The sequence below is a fragment of the Nocardia nova genome (assembly GCF_002933465.1).
GTDB classification, from domain to species: Bacteria; Actinomycetota; Actinomycetes; order Mycobacteriales; family Mycobacteriaceae; genus Nocardia; species Nocardia nova_B.
This window is the reverse complement of the sequence record NZ_PSZE01000012.1, coordinates 1-12539: the sequence shown is the minus strand read 5'-3', so window position 1 is coordinate 12539 and position 12539 is coordinate 1. Positions and strand designations below refer to the sequence as shown.

11 protein-coding genes and 1 pseudogene are annotated in these 12539 nt (G+C 65.1%); 8 read left to right on the top strand and 4 right to left on the bottom strand.

Annotated features, from left to right (window positions below):
- The first annotated feature begins 16 nt into the window (after positions 1-16).
- Together C5E41_RS33325 and C5E41_RS16285 are read left to right on the top strand one after the other, a co-directional pair.
- On the top strand, positions 17-1090 hold the full coding sequence (locus C5E41_RS33325) for an ABC transporter substrate-binding protein (protein WP_146097574.1): 1074 nt from the start codon (positions 17-19) through the stop codon (positions 1088-1090).
- Positions 1087-2667 carry an MFS transporter gene (locus tag C5E41_RS16285; RefSeq protein ID WP_181063272.1) on the top strand — a complete coding sequence of 527 codons (1581 nt, stop codon included), beginning with the start codon at positions 1087-1089 and terminating at the stop codon, positions 2665-2667. The genes C5E41_RS33325 and C5E41_RS16285 overlap by 4 nt, the downstream gene beginning before the upstream one ends.
- 1177 nt (positions 2668-3844) lie before the next feature.
- On the opposite strand, the gene C5E41_RS16275 is transcribed toward C5E41_RS16285, so the two are convergent.
- The gene (locus C5E41_RS16275) at positions 3845-4192 is read right to left on the bottom strand and encodes a hypothetical protein (RefSeq protein WP_146097573.1); all 348 of its coding nucleotides are present in this window, start codon (positions 4190-4192) and stop codon (positions 3845-3847) included.
- A 1094-nt stretch (positions 4193-5286) separates the two neighbouring features.
- Here C5E41_RS16275 and C5E41_RS16270 point away from each other — a divergent pair.
- The 3 genes from C5E41_RS16270 (at position 5287) to C5E41_RS16260 (ending at position 7922) form a co-directional block, all read left to right on the top strand.
- A complete protein-coding gene (locus C5E41_RS16270) occupies positions 5287-6036 on the top strand; it encodes a nucleotidyltransferase domain-containing protein (protein ID WP_104376683.1) in 750 nt (249 codons plus the stop codon).
- A 70-nt stretch (positions 6037-6106) separates the two neighbouring features.
- Positions 6107-7036 carry a prolyl aminopeptidase gene (pip, locus tag C5E41_RS16265; protein WP_104376682.1) on the top strand — a complete coding sequence of 310 codons (930 nt, stop codon included), beginning with the start codon at positions 6107-6109 and terminating at the stop codon, positions 7034-7036.
- A gap of 121 nt (positions 7037-7157) precedes the next feature.
- Positions 7158-7922: a class I SAM-dependent methyltransferase gene (locus tag C5E41_RS16260; RefSeq protein WP_104376681.1), complete on the top strand. Its 765-nt coding sequence runs from the start codon at positions 7158-7160 to the stop codon at positions 7920-7922.
- Between the two features lie 104 nt (positions 7923-8026).
- Here C5E41_RS16260 and C5E41_RS16255 read toward each other — a convergent pair whose 3' ends face one another.
- From C5E41_RS16255 to C5E41_RS16245, 3 genes are all read right to left on the bottom strand, one after another.
- Positions 8027-9175 (bottom strand): alpha/beta hydrolase family protein, encoded by a 1149-nt coding sequence (locus C5E41_RS16255; RefSeq protein WP_368854168.1) that lies wholly within the window; start codon positions 9173-9175, stop codon positions 8027-8029.
- Between the two features lie 247 nt (positions 9176-9422).
- Positions 9423-9905: a DinB family protein gene (locus tag C5E41_RS16250; protein ID WP_104376679.1), complete on the bottom strand. Its 483-nt coding sequence runs from the start codon at positions 9903-9905 to the stop codon at positions 9423-9425.
- Positions 9906-10058: 153 nt separating this feature from the next.
- The gene (locus C5E41_RS16245; RefSeq protein WP_104376678.1) at positions 10059-10832 is read right to left on the bottom strand and encodes an IclR family transcriptional regulator; all 774 of its coding nucleotides are present in this window, start codon (positions 10830-10832) and stop codon (positions 10059-10061) included.
- Between the two features lie 167 nt (positions 10833-10999).
- Between C5E41_RS16245 and C5E41_RS16240 the strand changes: the two genes are divergently transcribed.
- The 3 genes and pseudogenes from C5E41_RS16240 to C5E41_RS16230 all read left to right on the top strand — a co-directional run.
- On the top strand, positions 11000-11743 hold the full coding sequence (locus tag C5E41_RS16240; protein ID WP_104376811.1) for a CoA transferase subunit A: 744 nt from the start codon (positions 11000-11002) through the stop codon (positions 11741-11743).
- Positions 11744-11760: 17 nt separating this feature from the next.
- Complete coding sequence (locus tag C5E41_RS16235) at positions 11761-12393, top strand: CoA transferase subunit B (RefSeq protein ID WP_104376812.1); 633 nt, start codon at positions 11761-11763, stop codon at positions 12391-12393.
- Positions 12386-12539, top strand: a pseudogene (locus C5E41_RS16230) (acetyl-CoA C-acyltransferase); the annotation flags it as partial. The gene C5E41_RS16235 and the pseudogene C5E41_RS16230, both read left to right, overlap by 8 nt.

Genomic DNA, 12539 nt, shown 5'->3' with positions numbered 1-12539 from the left:
CAGAAACGGGAAACCCGTGTCCGCACCACGTGGCAACATATTCACTCGCGAATCGGCCTCAGGGCCCGCTGTTACCCGCCGGCAGGCTCTCCGAGCCGGCGCCGCGCTGATCGGCGGCGGGCTCGGTCTGACCTCGCTACTCGTCGCGTGTGGTGACACCACGACCGCCGCGGTCGACGCGAACGGCAAACCGCTGCAACCGATCAAGGTCGGCGCCGTGCAGTCCGGGACAGCAGGGGCAGTGACAGATCCGATCATCGACGAGGCGGGGCTCGCGACCAAGTACGGGCTCAGCCTGGTCCGCAACGGCGGCGGCGGTGTCGGCACCGGGCAGGAGAATTTGCTGACCGGTCTGCTCGACACCTTCGCCTTCGGACCGCTCGGCGCCACCGAGGCCAATATCTCCGGCCACGATGTGGTGATCGTGGGACCACAGCTCTGGAACCACGGACGGTGGATCGTTCCCGCGGACAGCGCATTCGGTTCCGTGGAGGATTTGCGAGGTAAGCGCGTCGGTGTCCAGCCCGCGGGTTCGGACACCTACAAGGCGGCCGCACTGGCCTTGGCGGTCAACGGAATCAATTTCGAACGTGAGTTCCGGATCTTCCCCGGCCAGCCGGTCGCCAACCTGGCCCTGTACGAACGAGGCGACCTCGACGCGATCATCGCGATCGAACCCAACGCCACTCGCCTTGTCGCACAGGGCAACCGGCAGATCACGACCGTCTCCGAGCTATGGCAGAGGGGAACGGGGGACTCGAACCCGCTTTTTCTCAACGGTACGGGCTTCAACCGGCCGTGGTTGGAACGCAACCGCGATACGGCCGCGAAATTCGTCGCGCTGCGCTCGGAAGTCAACGCGAAGATCACCTCTGATCCCTCATTGCTGGCGAAACACCATGAAGCATTCGGCATACCCGCCAAGGAAGAGGCCGCCATCGCGTTGTTGCCCGAGCGGCTCCGAGACATCTATCCGTCCACCTGGGATCAAAGCCTGTTCACCAATATGGACAAACAGATCCAGGTCGCCCTCCGGATCGGCCTGCTGTCTCGCACCACGGAGCGGCCGGTCTACGAAAGCCTGAGTTGAGTACCTTGGAGGCCGCCCAGACCGTGCGATATCCACGGACCGCGCTGCTGGCCTGCTGTTCGAGTCTGTTCCTCTCCTCCCTCGACACCTCCGCGCTCGTCGTCGCACTACCGTCGCTGCAACAGGATCTCGGCTTGGACGTGGCCGGTCTGCAGTGGGTCGTGGTGGCCAATGCTCTGGCTCGCGGCAGCACACTGTTCCTCGGAGGCTCGCTCGCCGACCGCTACGGTCCGCGGCGGATCTTCGGGATCGGCGTGATCCTGTTCGGCGCCGCCTCTATGCTCTGCTTCGCCTCATCCGGCTTCGCCGAACTCGTCGTGTGGCGGGTGCTACAGGGCATCGGCGGGTCTCTGATGACTCCCGCCTCGATCTCGCTGCTCACCGGGGTGTTCCAGGATTCGGTCGCGCGCAGCAGAGCGCTGGGTTCGTGGAGCGCGACCGCCGGCGTATCGACTGCGGTCGGGCCGATCATCGGCGGAGTGCTGGTCGCGGCCGTCGGGTGGCGCAGTGTCTTTCTCATCTGCCTGCCGTTCGCGGCGCTCGTCGCGATCGGCCTGCGGTGGGTGCCGGAGTCTCCGGTGCCACGGCTGCGGCGGCGGATCGATCCGGCCGGTCACGTGTCCATCGCCGTGACGCTGTTCTGCATGACCTTCGCGCTGTCCGGTGGCGCACGCACCGGCTGGCTGTCGGCGCCAACGATCGCAGCGGTGATCGCGGCCGCGGTGTCGATGATGATCGTGGTGTGGGTGGAGAGGCGAGCCGCCGATCCGGTGCTCGACCTGCGCGTATTCCATCGGCCGCAGTTGCGTGGTGCCGTGCTGACGGCGGGGTTCGCCTATTTCTGTCTCACCGGGATGAACTTCGTCAACACCCTCTACCTCCAGCAAGTGCGTGGATTGTCCCCGTGGGAAGCCGGACTGATGGCATTACCGCTCACCGCCGGCACCCTCGTCGCCGCGAAGGTCTGCGGGGTGCTGCTCGGCCGGCACGGTCCGCGACGACCCGTCCTGCTCGCCTACCTCTTCCTGATCACCGCAATGGTGTCGCTGGCGCTCGCGGCATCGACGACAGCACCTATCGGCTGGATACTGGTCCCTTTCGCCCTTCTGGGAATCGGGATGGGAATGGCGAACCCGCCCTCGACGTCCTCGGCCGTGGCCGCGCTGCCGCGCGAACGCGCCGGCTCGGCGAGCGCGATCACCAGCACGTCGCGGCAGGTCGGCATGAATCTGGGCACGGCCACGCTCGGCGCGGTGACCGTATCGGTAGCGGGATTGCTCGCGCGGCCGAACCCCGTCTCCGCACACGACTTCACCTCCGGAATGCGAATGGCCTACGCCGCCACCGCAGTTCTGGGCGTACTCGCACTCTTCGCAGCGAATCGCTGGTTCGCCGCGACCCCGAACACGACCGCATCCGAGGTCGGCAACATCCCACGAAAGGAACGATCCGATGACCACCGACGACACCACCAAGGCGCCCCTGCCGAAGATCACCAGCGTGCGAACCGGGGCGATCTTCACACTCCCGTACCTGGTCGGCCTCGAGAAGGGCTACTTTCTCGACGAGGGCGTTGACCTCGAACTCGTCGCTCCCGGCGCCTACAACGCCAGCGTCAAGCCGATCGAAGATCATCACCTGGTGAGCTCGTTCGGGGGACTGTCCCGCGGCTTCGAAGACGGAGAGGTCTCGCTCTATCGCGCCTGCGAATGGGGACAGGTTCGGCGAGCGCAGGATTCGCGTCGCGGCGGCCAGATCGTGACCCAGCGAGCGGCGATCGCCAGCCAGGCGATCTTCGTGCGCCCGGACTCCGATGTCCTGCACCCGCAAGGCCTGCGCAACAAGCAGGTCGCCGTGAACTTCCACCACGGCTCCCATTACCTCGCGATCCAGACTCTCGAGGGTTTCATCGACCCCGAGGAACTGAAGGTCGTACACGTGGGAGGTCCGGCCGACCGATACAAGGCGCTGCGCGACGGTACCGTCGAAGCCGTGGCCCTGATGGAGCCCTTCATCAGCCTCGCGCTGAAGCAGGGGTACCGACTGATCGCGGAGGCGTTTTATGCCGGAGCCGAAATCGCCGACGAGACAGTCGATCCCGAGGTGTACGCCGCGATCGACCGCGCTGTCCGCCGGGCCGTCGCCGACATCAACGATGACATCACGCCATACCTGCACTACTTCACCGACGAGATTCCCGAAGACCTGGGCAGCCTGGATGAGTCGGACATCAGCACCTGGCGACTGCGCTTCGCCGACCCGCAGCCCTACGCACCCGAACAGTTCGACCAGACCTACCGCTGGCTGCTCAAATGGGGCCTGATCGAATCGGGTTCGGACTTCAAGAAGCTGGTCGACAACCGTGCGCTGACCTTGTGAGCCGACGACAACAGAATCGCTGATCCAACAGGCAGATGGGTGAACCCGCGTCAGATGCGTGTTCATATCGCCGGATTACTGTCACTGTGGGCACCGTGACGCCGGGGGCCGGACCGCTCGCGCGAAAGGATGGGTTGTCCCGTCAACGCGACGAGCGCTTCGGCCACCTCGGCGATCGAATCCGACCCGTGGGAGAGTGGGTCGAGGGTCGCTATGTAAGTGTGCCCGATCTCCGCGTCACGGGCTCGCACCTCTTCCAGAGTGGTCTTTCGTCGTGGCGGCGCGCGACGACGCACCGGCCTCCGCCACTATGCTGAGCGGTGCCGGGCCCGCCGGCATGAGCGGAACTCGCGGGGCCAAGCCCGGACCAAACCTTCAAACGCGACGGCGATAGCGGTCTCCGGCGTCGAACCAGTCGCTGAGCCAGCGTGCGGCGGTAGCGGCGTCGGTCCCGGCTGACAGCCCGGTCTCATGCCATGTGCCGGCATCCTCGTCACGGCAGCGGTAATGCCAGCCCAGAGCGTCGTACATGACGACGGCCAGGTACTCACCCGCCGGGGTGTGGGGCGCGAAGGTAATGCTGAAGAATCCGCGACCGGCGCCGACCCCGGGCGGGAACAGCCCGACGTCGAGATCACAGCTACATAGACCGAACGCGGCTGCGATCGCGGCACGCGCCGCCAGCGCCCTCTCGGTAAGACTCAACGCGACCACGATCACCACCCTCCCGTCCATGAACCGGCCAACCCGCGCGGCCGACGAGTGAGCTGAGCCGCAGCAGGGTCGCGGCGGCTCCCCCGGCAAGGGGTGTCGGGGCCCGGGGGAGCCGCGCTTTCTCCACGGTCTCACTCCGCGCGAGCGGGACCGGAGTGGTGAGTCGGAGATTGTTCCGACCTCCTTCGGGCTCCGCGGAACACCGGGGGTAGCCATGTCGCCAGGCCCGGGGCTACTCACGAGCCCGACCCGAGAGGGTATGCGCAGCAACAGCCCGGCGACTATGAGGCAGAACACAAAAACGGATACATGTGTCCGTTCTCACTGAAAGGTTATCGGAACCGCTGCGGTGAAGCCCCCCGCTTACTGCTCATGCCTCAGCACTGCCCTGTTGCCGGTTAACGGGTTGCCTGGCCGTCACATCGAACAGCGAGCAGGGCCCCGACGGCTCGGTCGGCCGCGGCCCTGCTCGCTGACCATAGAAGATGGCCGATTGGATCCCACAGGCGATACACGCAGCCGCACCGTCGATTTCGTGGCTGTGAAGTTGCCGGACGCGGGTTTCCTCGCCCAGGGTGATGCGATAAGTTGTGGAGCGCCACAACATCACACGCTGTCGGGGCGGCGCGTTCGCCGATGTTTGGTGTGTGCCATGGTTTCCGCGGGCCGGTTTGCCCAACCGGCTTGTTGTGCCCTTGACTTCCTCATTGAGCCGGGGAATCGAGGGACCGGAAGGCCCGGTGCCGGCGAGGGAGCCCTGCCCACTGGTCATCTCACGCCGGCACCGTGTCCAGCCGGGAAATCGCGGGCAACGCTACCACTTCCGCTGCGTCTTCACCGTTTGCCGCGCGCTCACCGAGGTCATCTGGCCACACAGGCGATCGAGGTCCCGGCCCTGGGCGACACCTTCACGCACAGCGCCGCCGGCACAGGATCATGCGCTGCGCTGCGGGATCGGACGTGACGCCCGGCAGCGACCGCCGGGTCGGCGAGGTACGGTCGAAACCATGGCGTGACGACGAATCCGACCACCCCGGTACCTCCGGCACCGTTCGAGCCCACGCTCCGGCGCCGTCCCGTCGACTATCCGCCATGGAGATCTCATGACCGACGAACAATTCTGCGATCTTGTCGCCACACACCTGGCCGCCCTACCCGCCGTGCAGGCAGTAACCCTCGGCGGCTCCCGCGCCACCGGCACCCATACTCCCGACAGCGACTGGGACTTTGCCATCTACTACCGCGGCTCCTTCTCACCCGACCGACTGCGTCAGATCGGCTGGCCTGGGACCGTTTCCGAGGTCGGCGCCTGGGGAGGTGGCATATTCAACGGCGGTGCCTGGCTCACCATCGACGGCCGGGCCACCGACATCCACTACCGCGACCTCGACGTCGTCGAACACGAAATCGCCGAAGCACACCACGGCCGGTTCCATTGGGAACCACTGATGTTCCACTTGGCCGGGATCCCCAGCTACCTACTGGTCGCAGAACTGGCCCTCACCAAGATCCTGCGCGGCCAACTCCCACGACCGCAGTACCCACAGGCCCTGCGCGCCGCCGCCCCACCGATCTGGCGCGACAAGGCCGAACAGACACTGCGATACGCCCGCAACGCCTACATCCCACGCGGCCACATCACCGAAATCGCCGGCGCGATCGCCACGGCGGGCATGCAAACCGCACACGCCGTGCTCGCCGCACGCGGCGAATGGATCACCAACGAGAAACGGCTCCTCCACCGAGCAGGCCTGCGTGAGCTCGACCAGATCATCACCGGACTTCACCCCGAACCGAAAACACTGGACCGGGCCCTCTCGCACGTGCAAGAGCTGTTGCGCTCGACTGAATAGCGCCGACGGACCGCAACGCGAACCTGCACAAACCCGCCTCCAGTCCACCGTACTGAACAGGACCGCCGATATGACCGAGCCGTACGCGAGCGGAATGCTGAATGCCGGGGACGGCAACCAAATCTATTGGGAGACCTGCGGCAACCCGAACGGCAAGCCGCTGGTGCTGCTGCACGGTGGCCCCGGCCAAGGCTGCAACGCGGCCATGCGAGACAGCGACCACGCGAACCTCTACCGGATCGTCCTCTACGACCAGCGAGGCTGCGGACGCAGCACCCCCACCGCCGCGGACCCCGCCACCGACATGCGGCTCAACACCACCGCCCATCTGGTTGCCGACCTCGAGAAACTGCGCGAACACTTGGGCATCGACCGCTGGCTCCTGCGCGGCGGTTCCTGGGGCTGCACCTTGGCGCTGGCCTATGCGCAGCGATATCCCCACCGGGTATCCGCGATCGTGCTGTCGGCGATCACGACAACCCGCCGCCGGGAGATCGACTGGCTCTACGGCGGAGTGGCGCGCTTCTTCCCCGAGCAGTACCAGCGATTCGTCGCCGGCGCCGGTGGCGGCGAGCACGTCGTGGCCGCCTACGACCGGCTTCTCGGGCACCCGGACCGAGACATACGGCAACAGGCGACCGCAGAATGGGCCCGATGGGAGGAAACGGTTCTGTCGATCGAGCCCGGCGCGAAACCGTCCGCGTTCAGCGGTCCCCTCACCGACGACCTGCTCGCCATGGTACGTATCTGCGCACACTTCTACGCCAACTACGGCTGGCTGCAAGACGGCGAACTGATCCACAACGCCAGCGCATTGGCCGACATCCCCGGCGTCCTGGTACACGGCCGCCTGGACCTCAGCTGCCCTGTGGAGACCGCATACGAACTGGCCACCGCCTGGCCCGGCGCCGAACTGTTCGTCTGCGACCGGTCCGGACACCGCAGCAGCCCCGCAAAACGGGACTACATCCACAACGCCCTCACCTGGCTCGCCCACTGACTGTGCTGATGATCTTGGTGGCTCCGGCGGGCTGACGCCGCTGGCCGTGCAGAATGGCCTGGCCAGTGATCAGTAGAGCATGGCGTTCGAAATGTCGCCGGGTGGGTCGATGATGGTGTAAATGACGACCAGTTCGCGTGCCCAGTCTTTCAATATGGCCGCTGCCGAGTACGCGGCCAGTCGACCTTCCTATCCGCCTGAGCTTTTCGACGCGATCGAAGAGTTCGCTGGTCGCAGTTTGACGGGTGCGCGCGTCGCCGATATCGGCGCCGGCACCGGGATCGCCACGGCGCTGCTGTGTGGGCGGGGAGCCGAGGTCACAGCGGTCGAGCCCGGTGCGGAGATGGCCGCCCAGTGTCGCCGGGAGGTTCCGGGGGTGCCGGTCGTGCGCGGAGACGGCAATGCTCTCCCGCTGGCCGATACCTCTCACGACTTCCTCACCTACGCACAGTCCTGGCACTGGACCGACCCGGCGGTCTCGGTGCCCGAGGCGCTGCGCGTCCTGCGTAGCGACGGTGCACTGGCGATCTGGTGGAACACCACGACCTTCGACGTCCCATGGATCCACGCGCAGCACCTGCGCATCGCCCACTACAGCGGGACGAAACCCAAACCCGCCGCGCGCCCCGACGACGCCGAAGCGATCCGACTCGCGGGCCTGACAGGTCTGCGAGTCGCGCGCCGCCGGATGCAATGGTCCCGCACAGTTTCACTCGACACACATCTGGCCAACATCAGTAGCCGCTCAGCGTTGCTCGTTCTCGACGAAAACCGATGGCGCACCTTTCTCGCCGAGGAACACAGGTTGCTCAGCACCGCTTTCCCGGATGACACCATCGAGGAGACCTACCTGGTTGATCTGTTGGTAGGCCGTCTCCCCAGCTAGGAACACTGACATCTTGTGCGGCATCATGTGAGAGGCCGTACGAAGATGCCAGTGAGCAGGCCGCCTGAGAATGTCTGTGGCTCCGATGGCTGCTGGCGGGTGTTTCAGGGGTGAGGAAGCATCTCTGGCTGAGCGAGCCTGGCGAGCGTTTGAGGAATGTCGGCGCCGGACCGATTGAAGTTGGCGTCGAAGTATGCCAGCAGGTATGCCCGTTGCAGATCGATCGAACGGGCCGCGTCGATAGTGCCCACTGCCTCGGCCGTCTCGGCGGGTTCGAGCAGGCCGGCCGCGGCCAGTTGCGGCAGGATCACTTGTTGGTCGCACAACGACATGTGCTGGGTTCCTGCGATGCGCAGCGGGATCTTCACCCCGGTGTTGGATGCCCAGCGCGGTTCCCAGCCCGGGTGACCGAACCAGGGTGAGGTGTCGCTGGCCAGCATCAGCAACGGACGGTCGAGCCCAGCGGCGGCGACCGAGCCCAGGATCGGCCCATCCAGATCGACACCGGCCCGGACACGGGGGTCGTCGCGCATCGCCTGCACGGTCGTCGACCCACCCAGCGAGTGACCGAACATCCCCACCTTCGACAGGTCGAGATCCTCGGCCAGATGCTGCGGAAGGTCAGCGCGACCCGGGTGTTCGGCGGCAACGGTCAACTGGTCGAGGACGAACCGCGTGTCGGCAACCCTGGTCGGCAGCAGTAGATCAGGAAGGACGTGTTGCGGCGAATCCAGTGGCACCCGAGTGCGTTCGGTGTGGCCGTCGGGAAACTGCACCGCGAACGCTTCGTGGGTGTGGTTGATCGCGACCACGATATAGCCGTGACTGGCGAGGTCTTCGGCTTGAGCAGTGCTCCATCCGGTCGTGTCGTCCATACCGGGTGAGTTCAGCAGCACCGGGAACGGTTGTCCGCCGGCGCGGGCGGGTGCGTCGCGCCTGCTGTGGCTGGGTGCGAGAGCCCAACTGCCAGAGGGGACCCCGAGTTCGGTGAGGTACTCGGCTTGTGCTTCCCGGCCGCCGGGCGGCATCCATTCCGCAGTCGGTCCCGCCGACTGGTCGGCGGCGGGGTACCAGACCTGCACCATCAGTTCACGGTGTCCCGATGTCCACGGATCCGCGCGGTCGACATCGTTCAGGTACCACTCAGTGACACCGACCGGATAAGAACCTGTCGGGGCAGGCAGATTCACCACCACAGGGCTTTGCGAAGGGGCTGCTTCCGCTACGCCGACAGCCACCGTGAAGGCCACCATCGCGGCCGCGACTGCGGCGATATGTCGTCGTAACCCTCTGCGTCTCATGACAACTCCCCATTTCTCGGTGTCGGCCAGCGACGCTACAAGGGTGGTGGGGCGATCCGTCCGCGTACACAGCATGCGCTACAGGTCCTGCCTGCGAGAGACCTTGCCTCGGAATGCGTCTCGTGAAAGAGAGTGTGCGAGACGTCTATCAACGCGGAAATTCCAACGATCCCAGCCTGGTCGGGTCATCAGGACGCGGTCATCGGGCCTCGATCTGTTCGCGCAGGATGTCTGCGTGACCGGCGTACCGGGCGAACTCGGCGATCATGAACACATAGATCCAGCGAAGGCTGACGAGACGTGCCGTGTGTGGATGCTCGCGGGCCTCGTCGAGGGGAATCCGTGCTGCGATAGACCTGGCTCGGGCGCTTGCGCGTTCGAACTCCACGATCACCTCGGTCATGGTCTCGTCATCGCCCACCTCGAACCCTCCGTGCGCCCACAACGGGCCGTCGCAGTCCTCGTCGGTGAGCCGTCCGAGCGTGCGCTGGAACCACATTCGTTCGGCGAACGTGGCGTGTTTGATCAGGGTTATCGGCGTTGTCAGCGAGGGGACGAGCCGAGTTCTGGCGTCGGTCTCGGACAGGCCGCGCACTGTGCCGATGAGGTCGGCGCGTGCCTGGTCGAGCATGGTCTCGAGCAGTTCTCGTTCAGTGCCGGTGGCGCGGGTCGGCGTGGTCATCGCAAGCTGGTCCTTTCTCGGCCGGTCCGGCACACGCCAGACCGGCCGATCTGCAGGTGGTGTTCGGAAACGGTTCGCCGGAAGGAACCGGCGGTCGGCGGCCGAGCCGGTGCATCAGCCGGGAGTCGTTGAACCAGCTGACCCATTCGTGTACTACCCCGACTTGAGGCGGCCTGACAGTCGATGGGCATGTTCGAGCAACAGTGCGCCCAACTCCGTTCGTCTCGGCTCTCGAAAGCGGGTCTCGACACCTGTCACGCTCAGTGCCCAAGAGGGACGTCCCGATCGGTCGAAGACTGCGGCCCCGATCCCCCAGCTTCCCTCGACTATCAGCGCCGGATTGACGGCGTATCCCTGGGCCCGAGTGGTCTCGATGCGTTCACGGATGGACTTCTCTGAGTGAAGTTCACCCCAAGCAGGAATCAGATCGGTAGCTGCGAGATACTCATCGATCTCCCGGGCCGGCAAATGACTCAAAATCGCCAATCCTGCCGAGGCCACCCCCAGCGGGAACCGGATACCTTCGTGGAGAACGTGCGAGCGCAGCGGAAAACTACCCTCACGACTGAGGATGCAGACGGTCTCGTCGCCCCGGTGTGCCGAGAGGAAGGTACTCTCCCCTGTCAGTCGTGCGACCTGGTCGATGATGTCGCGGGCCTGGTCGGTAATGTCATAGCGGTTCGCTGCTGCGGCGCCGAGCAAGTACAGCTCTGGTCCGAGCGACCAGAGGCCGGTCTTTGCGTCTCTATCGGCCAGTCCCTCTTCTGCCAGTGAGACCAGCAATCTGTGGGCTGTGGGACGGGCCAGCCCGGTCGCGGTTGCCAGTTCCGTCGTCGACGCGCCGACGGGTCCGCGCGCACCGAGGGCTCGCAACAGGCGCGCTACGCGCTCGACCACGTGAGAGCTCTGCTGCGTCGTATCAGCCATCTCACAATCATAGGCGGCGCGTTCATTAAGTGAACACGCTGCCGATGAATCGATCGGTTGGCGAACACTTTCGGCGCGCTTCTTCCCTATAGAACCAGGAAGATGTTCACTATCCGGAGCGAAACGACGTTCAAATAGTGGACGAAAGGTGCGGTTCCGAAGTGGTGATGAGTGTGTACGGGTCTGCGGCCGAGGCTGTCGCAGACATCCCGGACGGAGCGTCGCTCGCAGTAGGCGGATTCGGCCTGTGCGGTATCCCGACCGCGCTGATCGGCGCCCTAGCCGCACGTGGGGTCACCGGACTGGAGGTGTTCTCCAACAATTGCGGTGTCGACGACTGGGGGCTGGGAATCCTCTTGTCAGCCGGTCGGATTCGTCGGGTTACCGCATCCTATGTCGGTGAGAACAAGGAATTCGCCCGTCAGTATCTGTCGGGCGAACTCGAGGTGGAGCTGACCCCGCAGGGGACGCTGGCCGAACGGATGCGTGCCGGTGGTGCTGGGATCCCTGCGTTCTACACGCCGGCCGGTGTCGGTACACCGATCTCCGACGGCGGATTGCCGTGGCGTTACAAGGCTGACGGTTCGGTCGCGATCGCATCGCCGCCCAAGGAGACCCGCGAGTTCGACGGCAAGATCTACGTGCTCGAGAATTCAATCGTCGCTGACTTCGCCCTCGTGCATGCGGCAATCGGTGATACCGAAGGCAACCTCGTGTTCAACAAGACCGCGATGAACTTCAACCCCCTGGCGGCGATGGCCGGACGCGTCACCATCGCGCAGGTCGAGAAGCTTGTTCAGCCCGGCGAGCTCGATCCCTCGCAGATTCATCTGCCGGGCGTTTTCGTCCAGCGCGTGGTGCATACCGGGTTGCAGGACAAGCGAATCGAGAAAAGGACGGTATCGGCGTGAGCTGGTCACGGGAACAGATGGCCGCGCGTGCTGCGGCCGAGATGATCGATGGCGAATATGTGAACTTGGGGATCGGGTTGCCGACGTTGATCCCCAACCACCTTCCCGACCAGGTGAAGGTGGTGCTCCATTCGGAGAACGGCATTCTGGGCACCGGTCCGTATCCGGCTGAGGCCGAGGTCGACCCGGATCTCATCAATGCGGGTAAGGAAACCGTGACGGTGAATCCCGGGGCGGCGTTCTTCGATTCGGCATTGTCGTTCGGCATGATTCGCGGTGGGCACATCGATACCGCGGTTCTGGGTGGTATGCAGGTTTCTCGACACGGGGATCTGGCCAACTGGATGGTGCCGGGCAAGATGGTCAAGGGCATGGGTGGTGCCATGGATCTGGTGCACGGTGCCCGGCGCGTCATCGTGGTGATGGAACACACCGACCGCGATGGCGGCGCCAAGATCGTCGAACAGTGCACGCTCCCGTTGACGGGAAAGGCTGTCGTGCAACGGATCATCACCGATCTCGGTGTGATCGACGTCGAAGACGGCGACCTTGTGCTTCGCGAACTGGCGCCTGATGTCACAGTCGAACAAATCACAGCAGCAACCGATGCCGAGCTGACAATCGAATTGAAGGAACGTGAGAATGCCTAGTATCGCTACTTCTGTGATTGTTTCCGGCGCCCGTACTCCGGTGGGTCGGTTGCTTGGTGGGTTGTCCGGGTTCTCCGGGTCGGATCTGGGTGGTTTCGCCATCAAGGCGGCGCTGGAGCGTGGTGGGGTGGCGCCCGAGCAGGTCG

Excerpts from the sequence above, each read along its gene's own strand:
- C5E41_RS16260 (WP_104376681.1), top strand. The coding sequence starts at position 7,158 with ATGACGACCAGTTCGCGTGCCCAGTCTTTCAATATGGCCGCTGCCGAG.
- C5E41_RS16270 (WP_104376683.1), top strand. The coding sequence starts at position 5,287 with ATGACCGACGAACAATTCTGCGATCTTGTCGCCACACACCTGGCCGCC.
- C5E41_RS16245 (WP_104376678.1), bottom strand. The coding sequence starts at position 10,832 with ATGGCTGATACGACGCAGCAGAGCTCTCACGTGGTCGAGCGCGTAGCG.
- pip (WP_104376682.1), top strand. The coding sequence starts at position 6,107 with ATGACCGAGCCGTACGCGAGCGGAATGCTGAATGCCGGGGACGGCAAC.
- C5E41_RS16255 (WP_368854168.1), bottom strand. The coding sequence starts at position 9,175 with ATGGTGGCCTTCACGGTGGCTGTCGGCGTAGCGGAAGCAGCCCCTTCG.
- C5E41_RS16235 (WP_104376812.1), top strand. The coding sequence starts at position 11,761 with ATGGCCGCGCGTGCTGCGGCCGAGATGATCGATGGCGAATATGTGAAC.
- C5E41_RS16240 (WP_104376811.1), top strand. The coding sequence starts at position 11,000 with ATGAGTGTGTACGGGTCTGCGGCCGAGGCTGTCGCAGACATCCCGGAC.
- C5E41_RS16250 (WP_104376679.1), bottom strand. The coding sequence starts at position 9,905 with ATGACCACGCCGACCCGCGCCACCGGCACTGAACGAGAACTGCTCGAG.